Genomic DNA, 26,589 nt, shown 5'->3' on the forward strand with positions numbered 1-26,589 from the left:
GTCAGACATCCACCCAAGATGTCGACTGATACAACGCTTTCGCGAGCAAGCCCGCTCCCACCCTGGATCGCGGTGTCAGTCGGGACACGGAACAAGAACAAGAGTGAAACGACACAACGTTCGTGCTCTGACCCATTCGATTTTCAAGGAGTAACACACATGATTCCGGTGATCTTGTCAGGTGGTAGCGGCTCACGTCTTTGGCCGCTTTCCCGTAAGCAGTTTCCTAAACAGTTCCTCGCCCTGACCGGCGAACACACGCTGTTCCAGCAAACCCTGGAACGCCTGGTGTTCGAAGGCATGGACACCCCGATTGTGGTCTGCAACAAGGACCACCGCTTCATCGTCAACGAGCAGTTGAGCGCCCGCAAGCTGGAAACCCAGCGCATCCTGATGGAACCGTTCGGCCGCAACACCGCGCCGGCCGTGGCCCTGACCGCGATGATGCTGATCAACGAAGGCCGTGACGAATTGATGCTGGTGCTGCCGGCCGACCACGTGCTGGACGACCAGAAAGCCCTGCAACGCGCCCTGGCCCTGGCCACCGTGGCTGCCGAAAATGGCGAAATGGTGCTGTTCGGCGTACCGGCCACCAAACCGGAAACCGGCTACGGCTACATCAAGTCGACCAACGATTCGCTGCTGCCGGAAGGCGTCAGCCGCGTCTCGCACTTCGTCGAAAAACCCGACGTTAAACGCGCGACCGAGTTCGTCCAGTCCGGCGGTTACTTCTGGAACAGCGGCATGTTCCTGTTCCGCGCCAGCCGCTTCCTCGAAGAGCTGAAAAAACACGATCCGGACATTTACGACACCTGCCTGCTGACCCTTGAGCGCAGCGAGCAGGACGCCGACACCGTCACTATCGACGAAGCCACCTTCGCCTGCTGCCCGGACAATTCCATCGACTACTCCGTCATGGAAAAAACCCAGCGCGCCTGCGTCGTGCCGCTGACCGCCGGCTGGAGCGATGTCGGTTGCTGGTCGTCGCTGTGGGAAGTGAATGAAAAAGACGCCAACGGTAACGTCACCAAAGGCGACGTGGTCATTCAGGACAGCAAGAACTGCATGATCCACGGCAACGGCAAACTGGTGTCGGTGATCGGCCTGGAAAACATCGTGGTCGTCGAAACCAAGGACGCCATGATGATCGCGCACAAGGACAAGGTCCAAGGCGTGAAGCAGATGGTCAACACCCTCAACGAACAGGGCCGCAGCGAAACCCAGAACCACTGTGAAGTCTATCGTCCGTGGGGTTCCTACGACTCGGTGGACATGGGCGGGCGCTTCCAGGTCAAGCACATCTCGGTCAAGCCGGGCGCGTGCCTGTCGCTGCAAATGCACCACCACCGCGCGGAACACTGGATCGTGGTCAGCGGCACCGCCGAAGTGACCTGCGACGAAAACGTGTTCCTGCTGTGCGAGAACCAGTCGACCTACATTCCGATCGCTTCGGTTCACCGTCTGCGCAACCCGGGCAAGATTCCACTCGAGATCATCGAAGTTCAGTCGGGCAGCTACCTCGGTGAAGACGATATCGAGCGTTTTGAAGATATCTACGGTCGTTCGACCCCGATCGAGCGTGGCGTGTCGGTGAAAACCATCGCGCAGTAAGCGTTCGGCAAAACAAGAAGTCCCCATCCAGCCCGCTGCGACTCCCCATCCGCAGCGAGTTGGGTGGGGGCTTTTTTTGTCGGGATTTTGTGTTGCCTGAGCCGGTCCCTTCGCGAGCAAGCCCGCTCCCACACAGGACGGTGCATGCGGTCAAAGGTGGGAGCGGGCTTGCTCGCGAAGAGGCCCTGATAGCCACCACACTCCATCAATCCCATCGCCACCTCACTTACGCTTAGGTAGGATGAACCTCTCCCCTCCCGAGGTTGTGCGTCATGTTCATCGGCGTCCTGCTGGTCATCACCTGGCTGATCCTGTTGTTGCGTTACCCGACCAAAGCCCTGCCCGTCTCGATTGCGGCAGCCATTGGGCTGGGCCTGGTCGCCACCTGGGTCATCTGGCTGGACAACCGCGAGGTCAAGCAACTGGCGCGCCTTGAATTGCGCATCACCTACGCCCCGGAACAATGCCCGGCAGATCGCCCGCTGCAACTGAAAATGAACAACGGCAACGACGTGCCACTGACCGAACTGCGCTGGCGTATCGCTGCGTATGCCCCGGGCGACACGGTCAACCTGGCCGACAACCAATACACCGCGCCGCGCTATCGCGGGCCCGGCGAATTGCAGGCCGGGGCGAACTGGGAGGACTGCTTGCCGATGCCACCGCTGCGTCCCGGATATCGCCCGCAAACCCTGGAGTTTCGCGCCGAGCGTTTGCAGGGTAGTTTCTCCGACTGATGCCTTATCAATCCCCATGCACAAGGACCGCGCCATGCCCGTTGCGTTGATTACCGGTTGTTCCAGCGGCATCGGCCGCGCCCTCGCCGAGGTGTTCAAGACCACCGGCTACGAAGTCTGGGCCACCGCCCGCAAGGCTGAAGACTTGGCGGCCTTGACCGCCGCCGGGTTTACCGCGGTGCAACTGGACGTCAACGACGGCCCGGCGCTCGAGCAGTTGAGCGAACGGATCAACCAGCAAACCGGCGGCCTCGATGTGCTGATCAACAATGCCGGTTATGGTGCGATGGGGCCGCTGCTCGATGGCGGCGTGCCGGCCCTGCAGCGCCAGTTCGAAACCAATGTTTTCGCGGTGGTCGGCGTGACCCGCGCGCTGTTTCCGGTGTTGCGCCGGGCCAAAGGAATCGTGGTGAATATCGGCAGCGTGTCCGGGGTTCTGGTCACGCCGTTTGCCGGCGCCTACTGCGCGTCGAAAGCGGCGGTGCATGCCTTGAGCGATGCGTTGCGCATGGAGCTGGCGCCGTTTGGCGTGCGGGTGATGGAGGTTCAGCCGGGGGCGATCGCCTCCAGCTTCGCCAAGAATGCCGGGCATGAAGCCGAGCAATTGATCAGCGAACAATCGCCATGGTTTCCGCTACGCGAAGGCATCCGCGCACGGGCCAAGGCCTCCCAGGACAACCCGACCCCGGCCAGCGAATTCGCCGCCGGGCTGCTCAAGGCCGTGCAGCAGAGCAAGCCGCCCCGACTGGTGCGCCTCGGCAATGGCAGCCGGGCGTTGCCGTTGATGGCGGGTTTGTTGCCCAAGGGGTTGCTGGAGTCGGCGTTGATGAAGCGGTTTGGCTTGCGCGGGCAGCTTTGAGACCGCGTCGCCCCCATCGCGAGCAGGCTCGCTCCCACAGGGAACTGCATTCCAACGGTGGGAGCGAGCCCGCTCGCGATGAGGTCAGCACACACACCACAAAACTTCAGGACTCACCATGACCGACTACACCGAATACTTCGACGAAGTGATCCAGGCCCACGTCCTGATCGAAAAATGGCTGGCCGAAGAGCAGGACGCATCGGAACTGGAACAGTTGCTGATGCGTTTTTCCCCACAGTTTTCCATGGTCTCGCCACTGGGCCGGGTGCTGGATTTTGCCGCGCTGAACGAGTTGTTCATGCTCGCGGGCGGCAAGAAACTCGGCTTTCGGATCGAGCTCAGCGAGTTACGCGGCCTCGCGTTGCATGACGGCGGCGCCACCGTGAGTTACCGCGAGCAACAGACCGATGCCACCGGCCTGCATTCCGATCGCCGTTCGGCGGTGGTGTTTGAGAAGGTCGAAGGCAAGCTTCTTTGGCGGCATTTGCATGAGACTTTCTGCAAGGAGTGAGTTGCTTGTCTGTTGCACCGAGTCGTCCGCATTCGCGAGCAAGCCCGCTCCCACATTTGATCGCATTTCTCGGTCGTATGTGGGAGCGGGCTTGCTCGCGAATGCAGGCGCCCCGGTCTACCGGTTATGCCCCACCCTCCTGCTTCACCACCACCGTGCACGTAATCCCCGCCGCCAACAGCACCCCTTCCGGCACTTCATCGATGTGAATCCGTACCGGCACTCGCTGCGCCAACCGCACCCAGTTGAACGTCGGGTTCACGTCGGCGATCAGCTCCCGGCTTTCCGGGTTGTCCCGGTCATAGATGCCGCGGGAAATACTCTCCACGTGGCCCTTCAATACTTCACCGCTCATCAACTGCATGTCGGCCTTGTCGCCCACCCGCACGTGGGGCAGTTTGGTTTCCTCGAAGAAGCCGTAGACCCAGAACGAATTCATGTCGACCACCGCCATTTTCGCTTCGCCGATGCGCGCGTAGTCGCCACGATGGACATTGAGGTTGGTCACGTAGCCGTCCACCGCTGCCCGCACTTCGGTGCGTTTGAGGTTCAGTTCGGCGGCTTCCAGTTGCGCCTGGGCGTGCTGGAAATCGGCCAGGGCCGAGTCGGCGATGTTGCTGGCGTCGTCGCGGTTTTCCTTGGAGATCACCAGCGCATCCATGTCGGCGCGGCGATGGGCGTTGACCCTGCGCATCTCCCACGTAGCCTTGCGCGAGGCCACCAGGGACTGCGCCTGTTTCACCGCGAGGCGGTAGTGCTCGGGGTCGATGCGCATCAGCAGATCGCCCTTCTTCACCAGCTGGTTATCGCGCACCGGCACCTCGACCACTTCGCCGGTGACGTCGGCGGCGACGTTGATGATGTCGGCGCGCACCCGGCCGTCGCGGGTCCATGGGGTGTCCATGTAATGCACCCACAGGGTCCGGCCGATCCAGATCGCGAGGGCCAGCACCAGCAAGGTGGCGAGCAGGCTGAAAAGCTTTTTCATCAGGGCCTTCTTCAGTGATAGAGGGTCAACGGTAGACGGTCAGCGCCAGGGCGCCGAACAGACAGGTAAACAAACTCAGGCGCAACAGCGCCGGGTGCCAGAAAAAACGGTACAGGTCGAACCCGGAGAGGAACCGGTCCAGCGCCCAGGCCAGCGCCGCGGCGATGAAAAACATCAGCGTCATGGTCGGCATGTACACGCCGTGGAAGGCGATTTCACGAGGCATGTTCAGGTCCTTGCGGCGAGGTATTCACATACGCGGCGAGCGCGGATTGCGGGTCGAGCAACGAGGTGCGGATGAAGTGCAGGTAGCTCTTCACCCGCCGCAATGCCGAGGTGTCGAAGTGCGGGGCGAAGGGCTCATCGGTGGCTTGCACCCGGCTGATCGCATGGTCCACCGCGATCAGTGCACGCTGCAGATTGCTCTGGCTCGGTTGCAGGAACAGCCGCACCAGCGAACGGCCCATCACGCGGATGGCCTGGCGCCACGGCTGCGATTCGACATACGCCGGGTGCACCGGCAGCATCGCCTGTTCCTTGCGCAACTCGATGATCGCGTGACCGACTTCCAGCACCACGAACATCCAGCGCAATAGGTCCCGCTGCACCTGCGGCTGACCGGCGGCGAGGCCGTAGGCCTGGTGCAGCAAGTCCCGGGTACGGCTTTCGAACCTCGACGCCAGGCCCTTGAGTTTGCCACTGATCGCATACACCACTTGCCCACGCAGATCCTGCTCCAGGCGCCGCCATAACCAGCGGCTGTTCGGCGGCAGGATGATCGCGCCCGCCGCCGCGCAGACCAGCATGCCCAGGACCATGGCGATGTAGTCGTTGATGAAGGCGTAGGGGTTGTAGACCGTGAGGTTGTCCGGCACCGAACCGGTGCTGAAGAAGATCAGCAGGCCGAGGCCGACACCGGCGTATTGCGGGCGCGACGTGAGGAACGAACCCAACACGATCACCGGCGCCAGCATCACGCACAGCAACGGAAAACCGTCGATCCACGGGAAGATGAAAAACATCTCGACGAAGCCGATCAGCGCACCAAGGAAGGTGCCGCATGCCATCTGGAAGGCCATGCGTTTCGGGTTCGGCGTCGCGGCGGACAGGCCGACGGTGGCGGCGGCGATCAGGGTCATGGTCGCCCCGCTCGGCCACGCCGTCGCCACCCAGTAACTACCGAGCACCACCAGGATGAACGTCGCGCGAATCCCCGAGGCCGCCGAGGCCATCCAGTTGGTTTGCGGAGTGAACGGTTCGTCCCAGCGCTCGCGCTCATGGCTGTGGTCCGCCAGGGACGCGTGGGTCTGCGCATAGCCGTGCAGGTCGTCTACAAAGCGATAGAGCAATTCGTAGGCCGTATGGAAATCCAGTTGCTCGGCGTCGCTCGGGTCGCTCTCCTGAAACGTCGCCCGTAGGCTGCGGACACGGGCCGGCAGCGCCTCTTTATACGCGCTCAACGCCAGCACCAAACGTGCTGCATCGGGGCTGGTCAACGCGCGACCGCTGAACCCGTCGAGCACTTCGGCGAGGTCCTGCAAACCCGGCTTGATGGCGGCCACGACGTGGTCCGCGCCGCTGCTGCGCAAGCGTTCGAGCAACTGGTGCAAGGCGTTGAAGCGCGTGGTGATGCCCATGAATTCGCTGTTCAGACGACTCAGTCGACCGTTGCGCCGACGCATGTGCGGGTCTTCGAACACGGTGACGCTGCGCAGCCCTTCCAGGCCCACGGCCTCGGCGATGAAGCGCACGTTGCTGGCTTCGAACGCCTCGCGTTTGCCGCGGCCACGCAAGCCGTCGGTGACAAACAGGGCGAACACGCCAAAGCGCTGATACAAAGCGTTGCGCATCGCCGCGCTGGCAGTTTGCGGCAGGATCGCGGCGCTGACCAGGGTGGCGCAGAGAATCCCCAGGGAGATTTCCAGCACCCGCCACACCGCCGCCATGAACGCCCCGTCCGGATGCGCCAGGGCCGGCAGGCCGACCATCGCGGCGGTGTAGCCGGCCAGCACAAAACCGTAGGCGCGGAAGTTGCGATAACGCGCCGCACCCGCCGAGCAAATGCCCACCCAGATCGCCAGCGAGCCGAGGAACAGCTCGGTGTTCTGGGCGAACAAGGCAATCAGCAAGACCATCACCGCCGAGCCGGTCAAGGTGCCGAGGAAGCGGTAGAAACTCTTGGCGAACACCTGACCGCTTTGCGGTTGCATGACGATGAACACCGTGATCATCGCCGTGCGCGGCTGCGGCAACTCCAGGCGCATCGCCAGCCACAGGGTCAGGAAGGCGGCAAACAGCACTTTGAAGATGTAGACCCAGGTCACACCGTCGCTGCGCGCCCAGTCGAAGAAGCCACGGCGCCATTCGAGAGAATGCAGCCAGCGCACAGGGCTCATGGGCAACGCCTTTGTGGGAGCGAGCCTGTTCGCGATAGCGCTGTGTCAGGCGACCTGCGCGTTGGCTGATGGTCCGCGATCGCGAGCAGGCTCGCGCCCACTGGATGGCGGCCAGGTTTCACGGCCGGGCTGCCCGGATGTCCGCCGTTCAATTGAGCAAACTCGTCAGGGTGGCCGGGGGTTTCGGGGCGGCGGTCTGGCTGTCTTTGGGCACATCCTCACCCGCACCCAGCCCGCCACCGAGCGCCGTCACCAGTTCCGCATGCGCACTCAAACGCGCAGCCTGAACCTGTTGCTGCACTTGTTGCTGCTTGAACAGCAAGGTCTGGGCGTTGAGCACGTTGAGGTAATCGGTGAGCCCTCGCTGATAGGCAATCATCGCGATGTCGTAGGTTTTCTGCGCCGTGGCGACGGACTCGGCAGCGAAGGTTTGCTGCTTGTCCATGGACTCGCGGCGGATCAACTGGTCGGAGATGTTTTTCAGCGCGTTGACCAGCGTCTGGTTGTACCTGGCCACGGCGATGTCATAACCGGCGGAGGCTTCGCCCAGCTCGGCACGCAAGCGACCGCCGTCGAAGATCGGCAGCGAGATCGCCGGGCCGACGCTGTAGTTGAGTTTCTTGCCGGTCAAGAACTCCAGCGCCCCGCCGCCGGTGGCCATGTAGCCGAGGCTGCCGACCAGGTCGACGTTGGGGTAGAAACCGGCATGAGCGACATCGATGCCCCGCGCCTGCGCCGCCACTTGCCAGCGACTGGCGACCACGTCCGGGCGTTGGCCGAGCAATTGTGCCGGCAGCGATGAGGGCAGTTTCAGCGCGGCGCCCAACGCCAGTGTCGGCCGTTGCAGCTGTGCGCCATCGCCCGGGCCTTTGCCGGCGAGGGCCGCGAGTTGATTTCGGCTAAGGGCGATCTCTTCGTCGAGGGCATCGAGTTGACGGTGGGTTTCCGGCAGCGGCGTTTGCGCCTGGCTGACTTCGAAATGAGTGCCGATGCCGCCGTTCAGGCGCTTTTGCGCCAGGTCGAGAATTTGCTGTTGCTGGGCCAGGGTTGCGGCGACGATGTCCCGCTGCGCGTAGTGCAGCGACAGTTCGATGTAGGCGCGCACGATGTTGTTCTGCAGTTCGAGCTGAGCCTGGCGCGCTTCGGCGGCGCTCATGTGCGCCATGTCCACCGCGCGCTCGGTGGCATTGCTTTCGCGGCCCCAGAGGTCGAGGGCGTAGCTGAAACCCAGCGCGGCGTTGTTGTCCCAGGTCGTGGTGTTGGCCAGCTCGCCAGGGCCGTAGAACTGATCGGTCGGCCAGTTGTGGCGCTTGAGGGTGGACTCGCCGTTGATCTGCAGCGATTCGGCGGATTCGGCGATGCCGGCCATGGACCGGGCCTGGCGCACCCGCGCCGCCGCCATGGCCAGGGTCGGGCTGCCTTGCAGCGCGAGGTCGACCCAGCGGTTCAGTTGCGGGTCGCCGTACGCCTGCCACCATTGAGCAACTGGCCAATGCGCATCCTGGGCGGCGCTCTGAATGGCTTCGTCGGTCGCCAGTTCATTGGCCTCCAGCGCCTTGCCCTGCGGGGCAATACCTCCGGTTCCGATGCAGCCGCTGATTGCCAGGGTTAAAGCCAAAACACTGAGCGTCTGAAGCGCTCTGCTGATGCGACGCGGCACTGCTGCGATTTCCTGAGAGGGGAGGTACAAATTCCCCTGTAGCGAGCTTGCTCCTACAGGATCGGCGCAATTCTAGAGGCGGGGTTTGTTTGCGATAAGCTGGGATTCCTGTGAATCTTTGTTACCGTAATCGCGATAATCCCTTGGTCGGGGTCTCAGACTCTGAAACTTCGTGTCACAATTTGCCATCGCCCTTGAGAGCACCCCATGGACACTTTGCAAAACATGCGCGCCTTCAGTTACGTGGCCGAGGCCGGCAGCTTCACCGCCGCCGCCGTGCAACTCGACACCACCACGGCCAACGTCTCGCGCGCGGTCTCCAATCTGGAAGCCCACCTGCAAACCCGCCTGCTCAACCGCACCACCCGACGCATCGCCCTGACCGAAGCCGGCAAGCGCTATCTGTTGCGCTGCGAACAGATCCTGGCCTATGTCGAAGAAGCCGAGGCCGAGGCCAGCGACGCCCACGCGCGCCCGGCCGGGCAGCTCAAAGTGCACACCATGACCGGCATCGGCCAGCACTTCGTGATCGACGCCATTGCCCGCTATCGCAAGACCCACCCCGACGTCACCTTCGACCTGACCATGGCCAACCGCGTGCCGGACTTGCTCGACGAGGGCTATGACGTGTCCATAGTCCTCGCCAGCGAACTGCCGGACTCCGGCTTCGTCTCCCAGCGGCTGGGCATCACTTACAGCATCGTTTGCGCGTCGCCAGCCTACGTCAAAGCCAACGGCTGCGCGCAGAAACCCAGCGATTTGCTGAACCATGCCTGCCTGCGCCTGGTGAGCCCGGTGATTCCGCTGGAAAAGTGGACCTTCGACGGCCCTGAAGGCCAGGAAATGGTCACCATCCACAGCTCGCCGTTTCTGGTGAACTCGGCGGATGCGATGAAAACCGCGATCACCAGCGGCATGGGCGTCGGCGTGCTGCCGGTGTATGCGGCGATCGAAGGCTTGCGCAACGGTTCGCTGGTGCGGGTGATGCCGAACTACCGCTCGCAGGAGCTGAACCTGTATGCGATCTACCCGTCGCGGCAGTACCTGGATGCGAAGATCAAGACCTGGGTCGAATACCTTCGCGGGTCGTTGCCGGAGATTCTGGCAGCGCATCAGGCGGAACTGGCGGCGTATGAGTTGAGCGGAAGCCTGAGCGGCGCCCGATTGGCCAATTAACCCCGCGTGATCGTTGACGACCATCGCGAGCTCGCTCCTGCAGGCCATGCACAAACACTCGGAAGAATGTTAGCGTGCCTGGCATTCTCCACGCCCGACGAGCCCGCCTCCCATGAAAAAGACCGTCCTCGCTTTCAGCCGTATCACCCCCGAGATGATCGAACACCTCAAGCAGGATTTCGACGTCATCGTGCCGAACCCCAAGCACGGCGACATCAACGCGCAATTCAACGAAGCCCTGCCCCACGCCCACGGCCTGATCGGCGTCGGTCGCAAGCTCGGCCGCGCGCAGTTGGAGAACGCCAGCAAACTGGAAGTGGTGTCCAGCGTCTCGGTGGGCTACGACAATTACGATGTCGGCTACTTCAACGAACGCGGGATCATGCTGACCAACACGCCGGATGTGCTCACTGAAAGCACCGCCGACCTGGCGTTCGCCCTGTTGATGAGCAGCGCCCGCCGTGTCGCCGAACTGGACGCCTGGACCAAGGCCGGTCAATGGCAAGCGACCGTCGGCGCGCCGCTGTTCGGCACCGATGTCTATGGCAAAACCCTGGGCATCGTCGGCATGGGCAACATCGGCGCGGCCATTGCCCGTCGCGGTCGGCTCGGCTTCAACATGCCGGTGCTCTACAGCGGCAACAGCCGCAAACCGGCGCTGGAACAGGAACTCGGCGCGCAATTCCGCAGCCTCGATGAGCTGCTGGCCGAAGCGGATTTCGTTTGCCTGGTGGTGCCGCTCAGCGAAAAGACCAAACACCTGATCAGCCGTCGCGAACTCGCGTTGATGAAGCCGAGCGCGATTCTGATCAACATCGCCCGCGGTCCGGTGGTGGACGAACCGGCGCTGATCGAGGCGCTGCAAAACAACCAGATCCGCGGCGCCGGGCTGGATGTCTACGAGAAAGAGCCGCTCGCCGAGTCACCGCTGTTCCAGCTGAAAAACGCCGTGACCTTGCCGCACATCGGCTCCGCGACCAACGAAACCCGCGAAGCCATGGCCAACCGCGCCCTGGCCAACCTGCGCAGCGCCCTGCTGGGCCAGCGCCCGCAGGACCTGGTCAACCCGCAAGTGTTCAAAGGCTGACCCTGTCCCTGTAGGAGCGAGCTTGCTCGCGATGGTCGTCAACGATAACGCGGGAAACCGGATGACCCGCGGAGGCTTCGAGTCCATCGCGAGCAAGCTCGCTCCTACAGGGGGCGGGAGGTGTTTGGTCAGGCCAGCTTGCCGTTGCCCTGCACCTGCGGCGCCTTGGGTTTGCGGAACACCAGTACGTTGCCCAGCATCACCATGACCAGCCCGACCAGCGCCGGCGCGGTCCATTGGTAGCCTTCGGCAAACGCTGACACATTCAGCGCCACCACCGGGAACAACACCGTGCAATAAGCTGCGCGCTCCGGGCCCATGCGCCCGACCAGGGTCAGGTAGGCGGTGAAGCCGATCACCGAACCGGGAATGACCAGGTACAGCAACGAGCCGATGTAACGCGTATTCCATTCCATATCGAAGGGAATGCCTTTGACCAGGCACCACACCGACAGCATCGCCGCGCCATACGCCATGCCCCAGGCGTTGGTGGTCAGCGGCTTGAGCCCGGCCTTCTGTTGCAGGCTCGACAGCATGTTGCCCGCCGAAAAACACAGCGTCCCAAGCAGCGCCAACCCAAGGCCGAGCAGCGTTTCCGGACTGGCGGTATGGCCGGCCAGTTCTGGCCAGAACAGCAAGCCCAGGCCGAGCAAGCCGAGCGCGCCCCCCATCAGCACGTTGCGCGCAATGTGCTGGCCGAAGAACACCCGCGCATTCAGCGCATTCCACAGCGTGGCGGTGGAAAACACCACGGCCACCAGGCCACTCGGTATCCACTGGCTCGCGGTCAGGAAGCACATGAAGTTGACGCAAAACAGGCACAGGCCCTGGGCCAGGCAGATCAGGTGACCTCGACGGTTCATCACTTGCAGCTTGCGACTGAGCAACAGCAGCACGAACAGCACCAGCGCAGCGAGGCCGAAGCGATAGACGATGGACACCGGGATGGCCACCACGCCCAGTTGCCATTTCAGGGCAATCCAGGTGGTGCCCCAGATCAGCACGGTCAGCAAATACAACGACAGGTTCATGGCAAAGGCTCCTCGATAGGTGCCCAGTGTCCTGCGCCGGATCTTTTTGCACTTGCGTAAACTTGCGGTTTTATCGGGCGACGGGCTGGCAGGCCAACGTCTACGGAGTAGGATGCAAGGCGTTGGAGAGAACGAAAATGCCCGCACTGGAATCCCTGCAAGTCTTTCAAGCCCTCAACCGCTCGCCCAATGCTCGCCTGGAGCACAGCGCCGAGCTCGGTGACGGCATGGCTGCAGCCTTGTGGAGCAACCATCACGATGCGCAGGACTACGAGGCGCCGAGCCACCACACGCTGTCATGCTACATCGCCGGCGGCACCGGCACTTTTCGCCGCGACCAGCCGGGCACCAAGGGCGGCCCGGACAAGTTGTGCATCCTGCCCGCCGACCACCAGTCTGGCTGGGTGATCAACGGCGACATTCGCCTGGCCCACCTTTATTTCAGCCCCGAACAATTCGCCCTCGGCTGCGTCACGCTGCTGGACCGCGAGCCACGTGAATTGCAGCTGCGCGAAGGGACTTTTCTCGACGATCCGCAGCAGGCAAAGCGCTTTCGCCAGATGCTCACGCTCAATTGGGACGAGCCCGGCGAACGCCTGCTCACCAGCAGTCTGGCCCACGAGATGCTCAGCCACGTGTTACTTGGCCAAGTGGGGATGCGCGAAGGGTTACGCCTCAAGGGTGGGCTGGCGGCGCATCAGCGTCGACAGTTGGTGGAGTTCATTGACACCCAGTTGGCCGAAGCGATCAGCCTGGGGCAACTGGCGGGATTGTGCGCGCTGTCGGAGTATCACTTCGCGCGGATGTTTCGTGAAAGCTTCGGCTTGCCGCCTCATCAATACGTGTTGGCACGGCGCTTGAGCCGGGCGCGGGATCTGTTGCGCAGCACCTCGCAGCCGCTGGGGGAGATTGCGTTGGCGTGCGGATTTGCCAGCGCGAGTCATTTCACCCATCGGTTTCGCCAGGCATTGGGTGGGACGCCTGGAGAATATCGGCAGGCGTTTTTGCGGTGATCGCGATGGCGCCTTCGCGGGCAAGCCCCGCTCCTGCAAGGACGGTGGCTGATCCTGTGGGAGCGGGCTTGCTCGCGAAGAACGATGGCGCGCTCTACGATCAGAATTCCAGGGTGCTGGACAACGAGACCTGCCGCGAATCGCCCATCGACACAAAGAACCGGCTAGCCGCTGATGTGTAGTACGTGCGGTCGAACAGGTTTTTCACGTTGAGCTGAAACTTGACCTTCTGCCCCTCGACCTTGGTGTCGTAGGTGGCGAATGCGTCGGCCACGGTGTAGCTCGGCAGGTCGAAATCGTTCACCGCGTTACCCGCCCGCTCACCGACGTAGCGCGCACCCGCGCCGACCCGCAGCTGATCGCCGCCAACAACGGTGCCGAAGTCGTAGACCGCCGACAGCGACCCACTGTTCTTCGCCACGTTCTGCAGTTGCTTGCCCTTGTAGGTCGGGTCTTCGGTGACTTCGGCATCGGTGTAGGCATAGCTGCCGATCATGCTCCAACGGTCACTGAGCTGGCCGGTCAAATCCACTTCCAGCCCGCGGGAGCGCACTTCGCCGGCGGCGCTGTAGAGGGTCACCGGGCCTTCGGCGTTGGCCACCAGCACGTTGCGTTTCTTGATGTCGAACAGCGCGACGTTGCCCGTCACACGCCCCGGAATATCCAGCTTGGCCCCGACTTCCCAGGACTTGGCTTCTTCCGGCGCGATGCTGCCGTCGAGCACGGTGCTGCTGCCGCTCAACGGGGCGATGGTCGAGTTGGGTTTGAACGATTCGGTGTAGCTGCCGTAGAACGACAGCTCATCGGTGTAGCGATAGACCAGGCCGGCACGCGGCACCCACTTCTGGCCGTTGCTGTCGGTGTTGGCGCGGAACGGCACGCCTTTGCCAGCGTATTGGTCGTACTCTTGGAACCGCCCGCCGGCCACCAGGATCCACTGGTCGGTGAGGTGGATCGAGTCCTGCAGGAACAACGAATCGCTGCGCAGCAGATCGGTCTGCGCGCTGTCGGCCGGGCTGACGGTGGTGCCTTCGACTTCACGGCCGTAGATCGGGTTGAGGTAACTGAAGGTGGTCAGGCTTTTCTGGCGGATCAGGTCGGCGCGATAGATCTTGCGGTACTCGTCATCGACGCCGAACACCAGGTCATGCTGCATGCCCAGCACATTGACCTTGCCTTCGAGGCTGGCGGTGGTGAAGCGGTCGGTGCTGATGGCGTTATGGGTGCCGTCCATGCTGCGGGTCAGCGTGCCGTTGGCAGGGTTGATCGCGGTGACACGCACCTGGCTGGCGTCGTAGGTTTCACGGTTCCAGCTGTAGCCGAAGTGGGCGCTCCAGTTGTCATTGAGCTGGTGGTCGGCCTCGAAGTGATAGAGGTCCGAGCGCCCTTCCATGTTGTTGAACGGCTCGTCGAGGCGACGGTCGCGGGAGATGTCCAGCGGATGGTTGTCTCGCGGATCGATCAGGGTGCCGCGGTCGAACGGGGTCAGAAATTCACGGTGCTCGTAGGCGAACAGCAACTGGGTGCTTTCGCCGAACCAGGCCAGCGAGGGCGCCACCAGAGTCTCGCGGTGGGTGCCGAAGTTGCGCCAGTAATCTTCGTCTTCGTGGTCCAGCACCATGCGGTACGCGAGCCCGGAATCGCCGAGGGCGCCAGTGCTGTCGAGGCTGCCGCCGCTGCCGTTCTTGCCGTCACCGTAGGTCGAACCGCGCAGGGTCAAGGCGTTGTACTGCTCAAGTTCAGGCTTCTTGCTGACCAGATTGACCACGCCGCCGGGGTCCTGAATGCCGTAGAGCAGAGAGGCCGGCCCCTTGAGCACTTCGATCCGGTCGACGCTGGCGTTGAGGCCGCGGCCCTGCACCACCGGCATGCCGTCGCGCATGATCGAGCCATTGCGGTTGTCGCCGAAGCCGCGAGTCATCACCGAGTCCTGGGTGCTGCCCAGCGTATTGCCCTGGGTGATGCCGCTGACATTGGCCAGCGCATCGTCGAGGTTGCGCGGCGCCTGATCGCGAATGACCTGGGCCGGGATCACGTTGACGGTCTGGGGGATTTCCTGAAGCAGGGCCGACGAACGCATCACCGAGCTGGTGGGCGGCGGCTGGTAGCTCATGCTTTGATCCATCACCGAGGTGATGGTGGTGGCGCCGAGGTTCAAGGCGCCTTCGGTGGGCCGCGGTTCCAGTGCCATGGTGTGCGCATCGGTGCGGCGGAAGGTCAAACCCGAACCGCTGAGCAAGCCCTGGATCGCCTGTTCGGCGCTCATCTGCCCGTTGACCGCTGGCGCGTTGATGCCGTAGGGCGCTTCATCGGTGTAGACCACGCTGATGCCGGTGATCCGGCTGAAATCGCTCAAGGCCTGGGGCAGCGGTTTGGCGGCCATGGCGAAGCTGAATTGCGTGCGCGGCTGCACAGTGCCGGCCTCGGCCGCCAAGGCCACGCTCAAGGGCAGCAACGCCATTGCCGAAATAAGCAGCGCCGAAGCGCCCATCCACTGTGTGACCGAAACCGATTTTGCCCTGGACTTCATTGCTCATGACCTGTGTAGAACCGCTACGGATGCGAATGACTCGCAGTTTCAGTCACTACACGGATGGGGCTTGGGTTTACCTCACCAAAATTTTGAAATTATTTTTATTGGGGTTTTGTTGCCGGGACTGACGCCTTCGCGGGCCAGCCGCTTCACCGAATGATGATCAGCGGCCCCACGGTGTGCTGCTCAAACCCCATCACCCCCTGCAACGAACTCAACACCGCCCGCGGATCCTTGCTCGGGAAGCTGCCACTGACCCGCCGCGCCGCCAGCTCATCATTGAGCAGCACAATCCGTCCCGGGTCGTAACGTCGCAGGTCCTCAACCACTTCCGCGAGTGTGGCCTTGTAGTAATTGAGCCAGCCCTGGCGCCACGCCAGTTGTGCCTCGCTGTCCACCGCGTGCTGCTTTTGCGCAGCACCATCGCCATAGGCGACTTGCTGACCGGCGGTGAGGATTTGCTGTTCGGCGTGTTTGTCCGCCGTCACGCCGACCCGTCCGGACAACACCGTCACTTGCGCACCGTGGGGTCGCAGACGCACTTCAAACTGCGTGCCCAGCACCCGCGCCTGGCCCTTTTCCGCGTCGACCACAAACGGCTCGCCGGTGTGCGTCACGCTGAAAAAACCGGCGCCGCGACGCAGCCGCACGTGGCGTTCGCCGCGGCTGAAATCCACGGCGATGGCGCTGTCGGCGTCCAGGGTCACCTGCGACTGGTCGGGGAGAATCACGGTGCGGACTTCACCCGGCACGGACACATAGTCGGCACCGAGGTCATCGACCCAGCGCATCGGCTGCCAGCCCGAGCCGAGGCTGATCATCAACAGCAGGCACGCCGCCATCGTCAGCGCGGCGGACCAGCGCCGAATAGTGCTGCGGCGCGCCTGATTCATGGCGTTGAGGTAGCCCTGCAAGACGAACGCCTCTTCGTTGGCGAGCGTCCGCGCCGGCCCTTCGCTCAATTCCCACACCACTTGCGCCTGGGCGTAGGCCTCGGCGTGGGCAGGATCGGCTTGCAGCCACTGGCTAAACGTCGCCTGGTCGCCGCTGCTGGGCTGGTCGTGCAACAGGCTCAGCCAGGCAAAGGCCGCCTGCTCGTGAGCGGGCGTCGGGGTGACGCGGTCGAACTGATTCACGGTGCTTTCCCTGGCGAGCGCGGTTCGGGATCCCGCAGGCTGGCCTTGCAGGCTTCGAGGGCGCGCATCATATGTTTTTCCACAGCGCTTTGGGACACGCCCATCGCCTTGGCAATCTCGGCGTACTTGCGACCATGGATGCGATTGAGCAGAAAAATCTGCCGCGTGCGTTCGGGCAAGGCGCGCAACGCCGCTTCAACGTGGCGCAAATCATTGCCGGCCTCCAGCGCCGCCTGCGGTTCACTGCCGTGGCTGTCCGGTTGATCCGGCTGCCAGCCTTCGTTGACCCGCACCCGCGTGCCTTCGCTGCGCAGATGATCGATGGCGATGTTGCCGGCGCAGCGCAACAGGTACGTGCTGAGTTCTTCGACCTGCACCAACGGCCGGCGCCAGAAGCGCAGAAACAAATCCTGCACCAGGTCCGCCGCCGTGGCCCGACAGCCCACGCGGCGATTCACCAACGCTTCCATTTGCGAACGCTGGGACAGGAACACCTGGAGGAAATGCGCCCGCGCGCCGCGCGGCTCGTCATCGTGGGAATCCGGAGGGCTGGCGATCATAGGCTCAATACTGCGCGAAAACGGCGACGGGACTGACCAGCAGGCTCAACCCGGCCAGCGACAACGCCAGCCGCGGGCGATACGGCAGCAACAGCACCAGCAGCAGCGCGCTGAGCATCAGCACCGCACACCACTTCACCAGGCCGAGGCCCCATCCGCTCGACGCCACCGCAGCCCACAGCGACAAGATCAGCAGCAACCAGCCGGCCAGCTTCAGCAGTTGCCGACGAAGGGCCGACGGTTTGCGGCCCAGCAGGTCGGCGTGATGGCGATCCATCGATAAACACAATGCGGTGAAACCGCCGTAACAGAGCAACAGAGCGAGCCACATTCAGTTCGCCTCCTGCTCAAGGGTGATCGGTTGCTTGCGCGGGCGGTTGACCCTTTCAGCCTGCCCGGCGCGCTGCATTTTCCAGGCGGCCCAGGCGAGAAACACCCCGCTGGCCAGGCACGTCAAATCGAAACCGGCCATGGCCCAGTCGCCCTGCGCCAGCGTGACGCCGAGCGGGTACGGCGTGGTCAGAGCGTTGAGAACCGGCACCGTGCCGAACAGCATCGCCGCCAGCGCCAACTGCTCCACCCAGGCGGCGCGGCCACGTCGAACCACGGCATGCAGCACACTCAGGCCCCAGACGATGAAGAAGCTGTTCACTTCCCAATTCGAGCGCCCGGCCAGCCCTACCGGCAACAGCCGATTGGCCCAGAAAAACGCCGCCACCGCGAGCATCAGCCCGGCCATGCTGACGATGTTCAGCACTTCCACCAGACGCAATTCGACCGGCATCACCCCGCTTTTCACATGCTGGAGCTGACGCTTGCCGAGCCAGATCACCAGCCCGGTGCCGATCATCGCTGTGCCGGCCAGACCGCAAACGAAGTACAACCAGCGCAGCACCGGGTCAGCGAAACGCCCCATGTGCAAGCCGTAGAAACTGCCGGCAATCGCTCTGGGCAGCGACTGCTCCGGGGTCGTGCCGAGCAGCTGGCCGGTCACGCCATTGAAGGTCGCCGCGCGGCCAAAGTCATGGACCACGCGATCTGCACTGTCCCGTATGAGCACCACCGAAGCGTTGCTATCGCCTGGATTGTTCACCGTGAGCCGCGCAACCTCGCCGCCCGCCCATTGCTCGCGCGCCTTTTCCAACAACGGTGTCAGCGGCGCCAGTTCCGCCGGTTTGCCGGCCCGCTCCGGCGTGGTCGACGCTGGAAACACCTCGTCGAAAAACGCCCGCGCATCGCCGTTGTACGAGGCCAGGATGCTGGCCGGCATCACCATCGACATGAAGATGACGAGGCTGCTGTAAGTGATCATCAGGTGAAACGGCAGCACCAGCACACCCACCGCGTTATGGCCGTCGAGCCAGGAACGCTGGCCCTTGCGCGGGCGGAAGGTGAAGAAGTCCTTGAAGATTTTCTTGTGGGTGATGATCCCGCTGATCAGCGCGACAAACATCACCATCGCGGCGATGGTCGACAGCCAGCGGCCCCACGGATAAGGCATCTGCAGCTGGAAGTGGAAACGATAAAAGAATTCACCGCCCAGGGTTTCCCGGGCCTGCACTTCGGCGCCGGTATACGGGTCGAGGCGTTTTTCCGTGAACTGGCCGCGTTCACCGCGCCTGGCCGGGGTCTGTTGCCAGCGTACCGACAGGCCCGGTTCGCGGGCATCGGGCAATTCGATAAGCCAGCGCGAGGCGTCGGCGGCATGTTGCTGAAGATAGTTTTGCGCGACGGTCAGACTGGCTTCGGCGCTGACCGAACGGGCAGGAATTTCCGGCTGCATCCAGTGGCTGATCTCACCCTTGAAATAGGCGAGCGTGCCGGTGAGGAAAATCGCGAACAGCAACCAGCCGAAGGTCAACCCGGCCCAGGTGTGCAGCCAGGCCATAGCCTGACGAAAGCCCTCTTTCATGAGTGACCCACCCAGTACGCCAGCCCCGCCACCGCCGCCAGCACCAGACTTGGCACGAGCATGCCGAACCAGGCTCGCGCCGCACTGCGGCAGGCAAAACACCAGATCACCGCGCCCAGGTAGACCAGGAACGAAATCATCATGCCGGTCACCACCGCATCGGCGCGGGGCATCGGCACCCACAGACTCAGGCTGACGCTGGCCAGCGCGGCGACGATATAGCCACCCAACACCGCGGCCAGCACGCGGGACGTGACGGCCAATCGGTAGGAAACCGGAAGCGAACGGGTTTTGCCTTTCATGTGTCGACCTGGAAACGGGTAAGGCCGCGAGAAATCAGCGGACCAACAAGGTCGCAATACTAATGATAAATATTCTCATACGCAAAGGCATCGAATGATTTCCCGCCCCCAGGGCTTTCCCGATCTGATGGCGTTAATCACGCAAAAAAAACGGGCCTGCATCAGCAGGCCCGTTGTCGTTGGTCAGTTGGACGTTGAATCAGGCCTCAGCCGTTTTGGGCAGCCTGTTCGTTTTCGAGAAATTCGTCTTCCAGCAACGCATCGGTAGCGGCCCTCTCGAATGGCACCACAGCGGCACGTGGTTTGCCCCGCAGTTTGCCGAACAGATGCTCCAGCGCGTGCTCGAGTTTTTCCGCCGCACCGTCGATCGCTTGCTCCAGGGTGTCGGCTTTATGGGTCACAGAAATCGGTTGATGGCCTTTTGGCCGCGCTTCCAGCTGGCAGCGCAAATCATGGGGACCGGGCTTGTCGCCGTTCTCGTCCCGCAGATGGACCTCGACGCGGGTCAGGTCCTCTTCGTAGCGTTCGAGCGTGCTCTCAATGGTAGTACGTACCCACTCCTCCAGTCGGATGCTGCTTTGAATATGGTTATCACTGTTGACTTGGATTTGCATAGTTCATCCCTTATTTCAGCTAGCTCGCGAGAGGCCGTTCGGCTGGCCCTTGGGCGTCGTCACCGTGACCTCTTACTTACACAATCGGTCTGTGCGCAGAACAATTCAACCCCTAAAAAAAGATAAATATTCATTCGCAAAAAAAGCCGGACAACCGATAAAAGCGCTGTTAAGGTCGGGAGTTGGGTCGACTCGCTTGTTTGTCACAATTCCTCATATCTGCCGCTGCGCCAGCGGATGCAGCGTGCGAAAAATCCCCGCCTCTTCTACCAGCCAGTCATGCACCGCGCGCACGCCCGGATGGCTCAACGCCGCCGGCGCATACAGCAGCACATAGCGTTTGTGATTCGGCACTGCCAGGCGGTGATATAGAAACGTCGCGAGGTGGCCTGGCGGTCAACTGGGTGGAATGCTGACCGGTTTGCTTGCACGGACCTCGCTCATGCCCTGAAACGGGCAGAAAAAACCACTCTTCTGTAGGAGCGAGCCTGCTCGCGATGAACGGTAAGGCGCCGCGCTCACCCGGTAAATAAGCGTCATCGTTGACGTTCATCGCGAGCAAGCTCGCTCCTACAGGGGTTACGGCATGCGGCTTGCTACATCCCGTTGTGAGAACGCGAACGACATGCTAATGGTCCGGTGTTGCGAACCAACCCGATCACGGCCGGTCAACAACTGCACGTTCAATCAGGCGGTGACGCATCATGGACAACCCTTTTCAGCTCATTACCGATGCTTTCGCACCGGACTACCAGATCAACCTGAGCATTCAGGGGCTGGACGGCAGCATCATGCTGACCCTCTCCAACAGTGGTCGCGTCGTGGCCAAGCGGATGATCAGCGCCGAACAGCGCAACGACCCCAAGCGTCTCAAACGCCTGGTGCAAAGCATCCAGTTCGGCATAGCCATCGAACAGGGCCACAGCGCCATGACCATCCTTGAAGCCATGACCGATGGCGACAATCGCACCCTGCCGCCACCGCCCGCCCAAGGCCAGCCACGGCCCGCCATGGGTTTTTAAAGCTCACCCTTCTCCACTTCGGGATGCTCACCGGAACCCGCACCGATCTTGCGTTGCGGGTGTTCGATCTTTACCGAAGGAAATTGTGACGAGGCATAACGCACCACCAAAATCGCAAAGGCCAGCAGCAGAATCCCGCCGCACAGGTAGATGATGCCGAGATCCGGCGGGTTGTGGTGCGAAACGTTGGAGATCAGCAATCGCGTCAGTGCGGTGATCGCGACGTAGATCAGGAACCGCACTGGCATGTGATTGGTCTTGAAATAAATCCCGACCATCGCCCCCAGTTCCAGGTAGATGAACAGCAGCAGGATGTCGTCGATCTTGATGTGGCCCGCTTCGATCATCCCCAGGAATTCCATCACCGCCGCCCACGCGGTCACCGCACCGATGGCGAACAGCGCCAGGTAGTGGAAGGTCTCGACGAACAGATTGCCCAGGGACTCGGCCAGTTGGTGCACGTTCTGCCGCAGATTCTCGGCCCAGTTGATTTTCACGATGATTCTTCCTTAGCTCGGTTCGAGCGGATGATGCGGGTTGGACGTGACGGTTGTTCTGCATGCAGAAAAAAGGCCAGCGGCGCCTGCGACATGATGGCGAGGCGCTCGAAAACACGCGCCGTGGCGTTTGGTCGCACCCGCCCGGTTGCCATCAAACCTGTGGGAGCGAGCCTGCTCGCGAAAGGGGTTGCCCCGGCCCTCCTCACAATCCCGATTTCGGTCTACATTAAAAAGCCACTACCCAAAGGGCAGGGATTCGCTTATCCTTTTCGCTGTATATAAATACAGTAGTCGAAACAGACAACTATCGTGAAGGCATGTGAGGTGGTGAATGGCCGTCGAAGTGGTATACCGCAGCAGCCGAGATCTGGAGCGCTTGTTCATGGATAAAGCCGAAGCTGACCGTCATGACAAAATGCTCGAACTGGCCGAATTGCTGGCTGAAGTGTTGCAAAAAGCCGTTCCGTCCCTGAGCGAGCAGCAAGTGGAAGAAGCCGGGATCTACATGGCGAAGAACCGCGATGTGTTTGCCAAGGCGTTCAAGAGCCAGCCGGATGCATTGTCCGAGCTGATCAATGCGCCAGCGGAAGTCGTGGAACAGGTTGCACCGGTTGTGGAAGAGGCTGCGGCCCCTGAACCGACCAAGCCAGCCAAGGCCGCGAAAGCGCCGAAGTAGGTAACGCCCGAATTGAATAGGCCCTGAGTCAAATGGCTCAGGGCCTTTTTCATGTCCGGTGGAAAATGCAGGAGTCAGCGGTACAGGACTTTCTCCGCCAACTCATTCGCCACCCGTGCCGGCGAGCGTTTTTCCGCCTGGGCGTGGGCGAACACCTCGGTCAGCCGCGAGCTGATTTTCGACAGGTGCGCAGTGATGGTCGTCAGTTCTTCGCCTCGGTGCTTGAGCGACACGTAGATCAGCCCACCGGAATTGATCACGTAATCCGGTGCATACAGGATGCCCCGCCGCTCCAGTTGATCGGCGACGTCCAGATGGGACAGCTGGTTGTTCGCCGAACCGGCCACCGCCGAGCAACGCAGTTGCGTCACGCTGTGGCTGTTGAGCACGCCGCCGAGGCCGCAGGGCGCGAGAATATCGCACGGTGTGCTGAGCAACGCATCGTTGGCAACCGGATGCGCGCCGAGTTGCTCCATCGCCAGTTGCACCTTGCCGTGATCGATGTCGCTGACCAGCAGTTCGGCACCGGCGGCGTGCAACTGTTCGGCCAGGGCGTAACCCACGTTGCCCAGGCCTTGAATGGCCACGCGCAGACCTTCGAGGTTGTCGCTGCCCAGCCGGGCCATGGCGGTGGCACGAATGCCGGCGAAAACGCCCATCGCCGCGTGAGGTGCCGGGTCGCCTGCCGAGGTGGTACTGGTGACATGCTGGGTCTGCTGGGCGATGCAATCCATGTCCGCCACGGACGTGCCGCTGTCGATCGCGGTGATGTAGCGCCCGTCGAGCTGATTGATGCAGCGGCCGAACGCCTCGAACAGCGCGGCGCGGTTTTCCACGTGGATCGGTCGAACGATAACCGACACGCCACCACCCTGCGCCAGACCGGCCAGCGCGGCTTTGTAACTCATGCCTTGGGCCAGGCGAATGGCATCCTCGACCGCGGAATCGTCGTCGGGGTAGGCAAGGTAACGACAACCTCCCAGGGCAGGCCCGAGACGGCTGTTATGAATGGCAATGACCGCCTTCAACCCGGTGACCGGGTCGACGCTCAGATGCAGCGATTCAAGGCGAGTGCTTTGCATGAGAGCGAACATCGTAAAGGCTCCCGAATCACTTCTTGTAGTCGCCAGTATAGGCTCGCGCCCAAAAATTGCAGAAGCGCACCGGAATAAGCGTCGCCGCTGTTCAAGGGTTTCCGGCATAACCTGGCTTGGCACTGGACGAATGCCGGCGACGGGGCTAAAACGAGGCATTCCCCGGAGATTTCGATGACGCCCCGCCAACGTTTTTTCGACTGCCTGCAACGATCACCGCCCGCGCTGTTCGAGGCGGCGCTGTGGATGGCGGTTGAACACGACAAGGAAGTTGATCCGGCACGGGTAATGGCTGACTTCCGGGATCTGCAGCAACGGGTCAGTTATGGCTTGCCGATGCTGCCGGTGAGCGAACTGGCACAACCGCTGCTGCGCCGCCTGAATGATCTGGGTTTCGCCCAGGACGACTTCACGCCGTTGCGCCCGCAAGCAGCGTTGCTCGACAAAGTGCTGGAGCGTCGGCGCGGACAACCCCTGGCCTTGGGGTTGATTGCGCTGGAACTGGCCCGAGGCCTGGAGATTCCGCTGGTCGGGGTCAACTTCCCTGGGCATTTCCTGCTGCGGGTGCCGGGGGCCGACCATCTGCTCGATCCGTGCGGCGGACGCCGGCTGTACCCCAACGACTGTCGCGAGCTGCTGCAGCGCCAGTACGGCCCGAACATGAAACTCAGCGCGGACCACCTGCTCACGGCTGAACCGGTGCAGATGCTCCAGCGCTTATCCCGCAACCTGCGCCAGTTGCACCTGTCCCACGACGATTACATCGGTGCGCTTATCGACGCCGAACGCGTTCTGGAACTGGGCAACGCCAGCGCCGCCGATTACCTGGCCCGGGCCAGCCTCTACCAACGACTGGATTGCCCGAACGCCGAGCGCTTCGACCTGGAACACGCGCTGCTGCTCAGCGACGACCCAATCCAGCGGATCCGCCTGACTGAGCGCCTGGGCCACCTGCCGCCCAACTCCATCGTCCACTGACCCACATCATCCCCTGTAGGAGCATGCTCGCTCCTACAGGGGCACGATCACCGCGTTATCGTTCATCGCTGGCAAGCCGGGCTCCTAGAGAGGATTGCGCCGCGTCTGCGGGCGAACGCACCTGAATGATCAGCAACGCCGCAATGACCGCCGGGATCGCGCAGAAAAAGAAAATCTGCTGCACCGGGATGTGCATCGCCAGCAGCATGCTGCCAAACAACGGCCCGAGAATCGAACCGAAGCGGCCCACGCCCAGCGCCCAACCGGTGCCCGTCGCGCGGACGTGGGCCGGGTAGAAATTGCTGGCGAAGGCATTGAGGGTCAGTTGCCCACCGATGATGCAGAACCCCGCCGCGAACACGCAGGCCACCAGATAACCGGGGTTGTCGTGATTCAACCCCAGCAAGATCGTGCACGCCGCTGCCGCCGCCAGAATCCCCGAAAGCAGACGCACCTTGCTTTTCAGCCGGTCGGCGTACCAGGCCATGCCGATGGCGCCGAGCGTGCCGGCGAACAGGAACATCGAGGTCACCAGGTTGGCTTCGTTGAGTTTCAGGCCACTGTCCAGCAGCAACGACGGCAACCAGCTGATCATGAAATACAACAGAATCAGGCTGACAAAAAACGTCGCCCAAATCAGCAATGTCGGCCGCGCGTAGCCATTGCGAAACAACTCCACCACTGTCAGTTTGCTGCCGTATTCCTGCTCGTTTTGCGCGATCGAAGCCACGGGGGGCTGCCAATCCGGCAGCATGCGTGCGGAGACTTTGCGCAAACGCGCATACGGCGGGGCATCGCGCAACAATCGCGGCAACGACTCCGGCAAGAACCCCACGAGCAGCGGGAACAACAGCAACGGCGTCACACCGCCGGCGAGGAATACCGCCTGCCAGCCAAAGCTGTCGATGAACCCGGCAGCGACAAACCCGCCCGCCGCGCCACCCAAGGAAAATCCACACGCGGCCAACGTCACCATCAAGGTGCGCAGGCGTGGCGGCGAGTATTCCGACATCAACGCCATGGCGCTGGGCATCGCGCCACCCATGCCGATACCGCAGATGAAACGCGCGGCCATCAGGGTATTCAACGAATCGGCGAAGACCATCAAAACGGTCAGGCTGGCGTAGATCAGCACGCAGCAGAGCAGGATGCGGCGTACGCCGAACCGGTCCGCCAAGGGTGTTACTGCGAGAGAACCGAGGGTCAAGCCCAGCAGGTTGGCGCTGAACACCGGCCCGAACGCGGCTTTCTCCAGGCCCCAATCCTGAGCCAGCGCCGGCACCACATAACCGAGCACCTGGGCGTCATAGCCGTCGGTGACGAGCAACAACGCCAGGAGCAACAGGATCAACCACTGATAGCGGGACACAGGACGGGCGTCGAGTGCTGCCCGGAAGCTGGCAATCTGATTGTGCATCGCAGGTACCTGTTTTGTTTTTTGTAGGAGCAAGCTTGCTCGCGATCCAGACGCCAAGGTCTTTCAGAAATGCCGCGTCAACGTTCATCGCGAGCAAGCTCGCTCCTACGGGATTGGTGTGATGCCTTTAAGGGGTGTCTGGCTGGTTGGACGGATGTGCTTTTATGAACGCGGTATGCGCGGCGGCCAACGCCTGCACCCGGCGAATCCGCGGGTACGGCTCCAACGGAATGTTGAAGCGCTCCGCCGCGTACAGCTGCGGAATCAGGTACACATCCGCCACGCCCGGCCCCTCGCCCAGGCAATATCCATCGTCGCCAATCAACTGCTCCACCGTCGCCAGCCCCTGGCTGATCCAGTGGCCGATCCACTCCGCCACCTGCGCTTCGTCGTGCCCCGACTGGCGCAGCCGATTCAGTACGCTGACGTTGTGCAACGGATGAACATCGCAACCAATCACCGCTGCCACACCGCGTTCATGGGCGCGGGCCGCGAGGTCTTTGGACAGCAGCGGCACCTGCGGATAACGTTCTTCCAGGTACTCGATGATCGCTGGCGACTGGATCAGCAATTCGCCTTCATCGGTGCGCAAGGCTGGCACCCGGCCTTGCGGGTTGATGCCCAGGTACGCTGGCTGGCGATGCTCGCCACCGGGCGGTGCGATCAGGTTGACCGGCAGCGCGTGGTAGTCCAGCCCCTTCAACGCCAGCGCAATACGCACCCGGTAAGACGAGGTCGAACGGTAGTAGGTATAGAGTTCCATGCGCCGATCC

Annotated in this window: 25 protein-coding genes and 2 pseudogenes; 10 read left to right on the forward strand and 17 right to left on the reverse strand. The window is 62.5% G+C overall.

Going from position 1 to position 26,589, the window contains the following annotated elements:
- Positions 1–159: 159 nt before the first annotated feature.
- From NTD84_RS21195 to NTD84_RS21210, 4 genes are all read left to right on the forward strand, one after another.
- On the forward strand, positions 160–1,611 hold the full coding sequence (locus NTD84_RS21195; protein ID WP_262169599.1) for a mannose-1-phosphate guanylyltransferase/mannose-6-phosphate isomerase: 1,452 nt from the start codon (positions 160–162) through the stop codon (positions 1,609–1,611).
- A gap of 272 nt (positions 1,612–1,883) precedes the next feature.
- On the forward strand, positions 1,884–2,348 hold the full coding sequence (locus NTD84_RS21200; RefSeq protein ID WP_262169602.1) for a multidrug transporter: 465 nt from the start codon (positions 1,884–1,886) through the stop codon (positions 2,346–2,348).
- A 34-nt stretch (positions 2,349–2,382) separates the two neighbouring features.
- Positions 2,383–3,207 (forward strand): SDR family oxidoreductase, encoded by an 825-nt coding sequence (locus tag NTD84_RS21205; RefSeq protein ID WP_262169603.1) that lies wholly within the window; start codon positions 2,383–2,385, stop codon positions 3,205–3,207.
- 118 nt (positions 3,208–3,325) lie between these two features.
- Positions 3,326–3,721 (forward strand): DUF4440 domain-containing protein, encoded by a 396-nt coding sequence (locus NTD84_RS21210; protein ID WP_262169606.1) that lies wholly within the window; start codon positions 3,326–3,328, stop codon positions 3,719–3,721.
- A 124-nt stretch (positions 3,722–3,845) separates the two neighbouring features.
- Here the strand turns inward: NTD84_RS21210 and NTD84_RS21215 are convergent, their stop codons facing one another.
- The 4 genes from NTD84_RS21215 to NTD84_RS21230 form a co-directional block, all read right to left on the reverse strand.
- On the reverse strand, positions 3,846–4,709 hold the full coding sequence (locus NTD84_RS21215) for an HlyD family secretion protein (protein WP_262169607.1): 864 nt from the start codon (positions 4,707–4,709) through the stop codon (positions 3,846–3,848).
- A gap of 25 nt (positions 4,710–4,734) precedes the next feature.
- Positions 4,735–4,935, reverse strand: coding sequence for a DUF1656 domain-containing protein (locus tag NTD84_RS21220; RefSeq protein ID WP_007896379.1), 201 nt, complete (start codon positions 4,933–4,935; stop codon positions 4,735–4,737).
- Entirely contained in the window at positions 4,925–7,105 is a 2,181-nt protein-coding gene (locus NTD84_RS21225) for an FUSC family protein (RefSeq protein ID WP_262169611.1), read from the reverse strand. The genes NTD84_RS21220 and NTD84_RS21225 overlap by 11 nt, the downstream gene beginning before the upstream one ends.
- A 148-nt stretch (positions 7,106–7,253) precedes the next feature.
- A complete protein-coding gene (locus NTD84_RS21230) occupies positions 7,254–8,765 on the reverse strand; it encodes an efflux transporter outer membrane subunit (protein WP_262169612.1) in 1,512 nt (503 codons plus the stop codon).
- 207 nt (positions 8,766–8,972) lie between these two features.
- Between NTD84_RS21230 and NTD84_RS21235 the strand changes: the two genes are divergently transcribed.
- A complete protein-coding gene (locus tag NTD84_RS21235) occupies positions 8,973–9,941 on the forward strand; it encodes a LysR family transcriptional regulator (protein WP_262169615.1) in 969 nt (322 codons plus the stop codon).
- A 112-nt stretch (positions 9,942–10,053) separates the two neighbouring features.
- The gene (locus NTD84_RS21240; RefSeq protein ID WP_262169616.1) at positions 10,054–11,028 is read left to right on the forward strand and encodes a 2-hydroxyacid dehydrogenase; all 975 of its coding nucleotides are present in this window, start codon (positions 10,054–10,056) and stop codon (positions 11,026–11,028) included.
- Positions 11,029–11,156: 128 nt separating this feature from the next.
- Here the strand turns inward: NTD84_RS21240 and NTD84_RS21245 are convergent, their stop codons facing one another.
- On the reverse strand, positions 11,157–12,059 hold the full coding sequence (locus NTD84_RS21245) for a DMT family transporter (RefSeq protein WP_262169619.1): 903 nt from the start codon (positions 12,057–12,059) through the stop codon (positions 11,157–11,159).
- 137 nt (positions 12,060–12,196) lie between these two features.
- On the opposite strand from NTD84_RS21245, the gene NTD84_RS21250 reads away from it, so the two are divergent.
- Positions 12,197–13,072, forward strand: coding sequence for a helix-turn-helix domain-containing protein (locus NTD84_RS21250; RefSeq protein ID WP_262169622.1), 876 nt, complete (start codon positions 12,197–12,199; stop codon positions 13,070–13,072).
- A 100-nt stretch (positions 13,073–13,172) separates the two neighbouring features.
- On the opposite strand, the gene NTD84_RS21255 is transcribed toward NTD84_RS21250, so the two are convergent.
- From NTD84_RS21255 to NTD84_RS21290, 8 genes and pseudogenes are all read right to left on the reverse strand, one after another.
- Positions 13,173–15,602, reverse strand: a complete 2,430-nt coding sequence (locus NTD84_RS21255) for a TonB-dependent siderophore receptor (protein WP_262169625.1) — start codon at positions 15,600–15,602, stop codon at positions 13,173–13,175.
- Positions 15,603–15,754: 152 nt separating this feature from the next.
- Positions 15,755–16,741 (reverse strand): FecR family protein, encoded by a 987-nt coding sequence (locus NTD84_RS21260; protein ID WP_262169628.1) that lies wholly within the window; start codon positions 16,739–16,741, stop codon positions 15,755–15,757.
- Entirely contained in the window at positions 16,738–17,301 is a 564-nt protein-coding gene (locus NTD84_RS21265) for an RNA polymerase sigma factor (RefSeq protein ID WP_262169631.1), read from the reverse strand. Before NTD84_RS21265 ends, NTD84_RS21260 begins: the two co-directional genes overlap by 4 nt.
- 4 nt (positions 17,302–17,305) lie before the next feature.
- The gene (locus NTD84_RS21270) at positions 17,306–17,632 is read right to left on the reverse strand and encodes a DUF3325 domain-containing protein (protein ID WP_262169632.1); all 327 of its coding nucleotides are present in this window, start codon (positions 17,630–17,632) and stop codon (positions 17,306–17,308) included.
- On the reverse strand, positions 17,633–19,213 hold the full coding sequence (locus NTD84_RS21275) for a PepSY-associated TM helix domain-containing protein (protein ID WP_262169634.1): 1,581 nt from the start codon (positions 19,211–19,213) through the stop codon (positions 17,633–17,635).
- Positions 19,210–19,515, reverse strand: a complete 306-nt coding sequence (locus tag NTD84_RS21280; RefSeq protein ID WP_262169637.1) for a DUF3649 domain-containing protein — start codon at positions 19,513–19,515, stop codon at positions 19,210–19,212. The genes NTD84_RS21275 and NTD84_RS21280 overlap by 4 nt, the downstream gene beginning before the upstream one ends.
- A gap of 206 nt (positions 19,516–19,721) precedes the next feature.
- A complete protein-coding gene (locus NTD84_RS21285) occupies positions 19,722–20,129 on the reverse strand; it encodes an HPF/RaiA family ribosome-associated protein (protein WP_262169640.1) in 408 nt (135 codons plus the stop codon).
- 213 nt (positions 20,130–20,342) lie between these two features.
- Positions 20,343–20,489: pseudogene (locus NTD84_RS21290) on the reverse strand (LysR family transcriptional regulator); the annotation flags it as partial.
- 344 nt (positions 20,490–20,833) lie between these two features.
- Between NTD84_RS21290 and NTD84_RS21295 the strand changes: the two are divergent.
- Positions 20,834–21,151: a DUF3509 domain-containing protein gene (locus NTD84_RS21295; RefSeq protein ID WP_262169642.1), complete on the forward strand. Its 318-nt coding sequence runs from the start codon at positions 20,834–20,836 to the stop codon at positions 21,149–21,151.
- Here the strand turns inward: NTD84_RS21295 and NTD84_RS21300 are convergent.
- Positions 21,148–21,648, reverse strand: coding sequence for a phosphate-starvation-inducible protein PsiE (locus NTD84_RS21300; protein WP_262169644.1), 501 nt, complete (start codon positions 21,646–21,648; stop codon positions 21,148–21,150). The two genes, NTD84_RS21295 and NTD84_RS21300, sit on opposite strands and share 4 nt — an antisense overlap.
- Before the next feature lie 334 nt (positions 21,649–21,982).
- On the opposite strand from NTD84_RS21300, the pseudogene NTD84_RS21305 reads away from it, so the two are divergent.
- Positions 21,983–22,237 (forward strand): annotated as a pseudogene (locus NTD84_RS21305) (YebG family protein); the annotation flags it as partial.
- Positions 22,238–22,401: 164 nt separating this feature from the next.
- On the opposite strand, the gene NTD84_RS21310 reads toward NTD84_RS21305, so the two are convergent.
- Complete coding sequence (locus NTD84_RS21310) at positions 22,402–23,421, reverse strand: Glu/Leu/Phe/Val dehydrogenase family protein (RefSeq protein WP_262169647.1); 1,020 nt, start codon at positions 23,419–23,421, stop codon at positions 22,402–22,404.
- Between the two features lie 174 nt (positions 23,422–23,595).
- Here NTD84_RS21310 and NTD84_RS21315 point away from each other — a divergent pair, with 174 nt between their 5' ends.
- Complete coding sequence (locus NTD84_RS21315) at positions 23,596–24,399, forward strand: SirB1 family protein (protein ID WP_262169649.1); 804 nt, start codon at positions 23,596–23,598, stop codon at positions 24,397–24,399.
- Between the two features lie 55 nt (positions 24,400–24,454).
- Here NTD84_RS21315 and NTD84_RS21320 read toward each other — a convergent pair whose 3' ends face one another.
- Together NTD84_RS21320 and maiA are read right to left on the reverse strand one after the other, a co-directional pair.
- A complete protein-coding gene (locus NTD84_RS21320) occupies positions 24,455–25,816 on the reverse strand; it encodes an MFS transporter (RefSeq protein WP_262169651.1) in 1,362 nt (453 codons plus the stop codon).
- Between the two features lie 127 nt (positions 25,817–25,943).
- Positions 25,944–26,579 carry a maleylacetoacetate isomerase gene (gene maiA, locus NTD84_RS21325; RefSeq protein WP_262169653.1) on the reverse strand — a complete coding sequence of 212 codons (636 nt, stop codon included), beginning with the start codon at positions 26,577–26,579 and terminating at the stop codon, positions 25,944–25,946.
- Positions 26,580–26,589 lie beyond the last annotated feature (10 nt).

The organism is Pseudomonas sp. 14P_8.1_Bac3 (assembly GCF_025466085.1).
In the GTDB taxonomy this organism is placed as follows: Bacteria; Pseudomonadota; Gammaproteobacteria; order Pseudomonadales; family Pseudomonadaceae; genus Aquipseudomonas.

What these genes read in the sequence shown, in the direction of transcription:
- NTD84_RS21195 (WP_262169599.1), top strand. Translation starts at nt 160, where the DNA reads ATGATTCCGGTGATCTTGTCAGGTGGTAGCGGCTCACGTCTTTGGCCG.
- NTD84_RS21200 (WP_262169602.1), top strand. Translation starts at nt 1,884, where the DNA reads ATGTTCATCGGCGTCCTGCTGGTCATCACCTGGCTGATCCTGTTGTTG.
- NTD84_RS21205 (WP_262169603.1), top strand. Translation starts at nt 2,383, where the DNA reads ATGCCCGTTGCGTTGATTACCGGTTGTTCCAGCGGCATCGGCCGCGCC.
- NTD84_RS21210 (WP_262169606.1), top strand. Translation starts at nt 3,326, where the DNA reads ATGACCGACTACACCGAATACTTCGACGAAGTGATCCAGGCCCACGTC.
- NTD84_RS21215 (WP_262169607.1), bottom strand. Translation starts at nt 4,709, where the DNA reads ATGAAAAAGCTTTTCAGCCTGCTCGCCACCTTGCTGGTGCTGGCCCTC.
- NTD84_RS21220 (WP_007896379.1), bottom strand. Translation starts at nt 4,935, where the DNA reads ATGCCTCGTGAAATCGCCTTCCACGGCGTGTACATGCCGACCATGACG.
- NTD84_RS21225 (WP_262169611.1), bottom strand. Translation starts at nt 7,105, where the DNA reads ATGAGCCCTGTGCGCTGGCTGCATTCTCTCGAATGGCGCCGTGGCTTC.
- NTD84_RS21235 (WP_262169615.1), top strand. Translation starts at nt 8,973, where the DNA reads ATGGACACTTTGCAAAACATGCGCGCCTTCAGTTACGTGGCCGAGGCC.
- NTD84_RS21240 (WP_262169616.1), top strand. Translation starts at nt 10,054, where the DNA reads ATGAAAAAGACCGTCCTCGCTTTCAGCCGTATCACCCCCGAGATGATC.
- NTD84_RS21245 (WP_262169619.1), bottom strand. Translation starts at nt 12,059, where the DNA reads ATGAACCTGTCGTTGTATTTGCTGACCGTGCTGATCTGGGGCACCACC.
- NTD84_RS21250 (WP_262169622.1), top strand. Translation starts at nt 12,197, where the DNA reads ATGCCCGCACTGGAATCCCTGCAAGTCTTTCAAGCCCTCAACCGCTCG.
- NTD84_RS21255 (WP_262169625.1), bottom strand. Translation starts at nt 15,602, where the DNA reads ATGAAGTCCAGGGCAAAATCGGTTTCGGTCACACAGTGGATGGGCGCT.
- NTD84_RS21265 (WP_262169631.1), bottom strand. Translation starts at nt 17,301, where the DNA reads ATGATCGCCAGCCCTCCGGATTCCCACGATGACGAGCCGCGCGGCGCG.
- NTD84_RS21270 (WP_262169632.1), bottom strand. Translation starts at nt 17,632, where the DNA reads ATGTGGCTCGCTCTGTTGCTCTGTTACGGCGGTTTCACCGCATTGTGT.
- NTD84_RS21275 (WP_262169634.1), bottom strand. Translation starts at nt 19,213, where the DNA reads ATGAAAGAGGGCTTTCGTCAGGCTATGGCCTGGCTGCACACCTGGGCC.
- NTD84_RS21280 (WP_262169637.1), bottom strand. Translation starts at nt 19,515, where the DNA reads ATGAAAGGCAAAACCCGTTCGCTTCCGGTTTCCTACCGATTGGCCGTC.
- NTD84_RS21285 (WP_262169640.1), bottom strand. Translation starts at nt 20,129, where the DNA reads ATGCAAATCCAAGTCAACAGTGATAACCATATTCAAAGCAGCATCCGA.
- NTD84_RS21295 (WP_262169642.1), top strand. Translation starts at nt 20,834, where the DNA reads ATGGACAACCCTTTTCAGCTCATTACCGATGCTTTCGCACCGGACTAC.
- NTD84_RS21310 (WP_262169647.1), bottom strand. Translation starts at nt 23,421, where the DNA reads ATGTTCGCTCTCATGCAAAGCACTCGCCTTGAATCGCTGCATCTGAGC.
- NTD84_RS21315 (WP_262169649.1), top strand. Translation starts at nt 23,596, where the DNA reads ATGACGCCCCGCCAACGTTTTTTCGACTGCCTGCAACGATCACCGCCC.
- NTD84_RS21320 (WP_262169651.1), bottom strand. Translation starts at nt 25,816, where the DNA reads ATGCACAATCAGATTGCCAGCTTCCGGGCAGCACTCGACGCCCGTCCT.
- maiA (WP_262169653.1), bottom strand. Translation starts at nt 26,579, where the DNA reads ATGGAACTCTATACCTACTACCGTTCGACCTCGTCTTACCGGGTGCGT.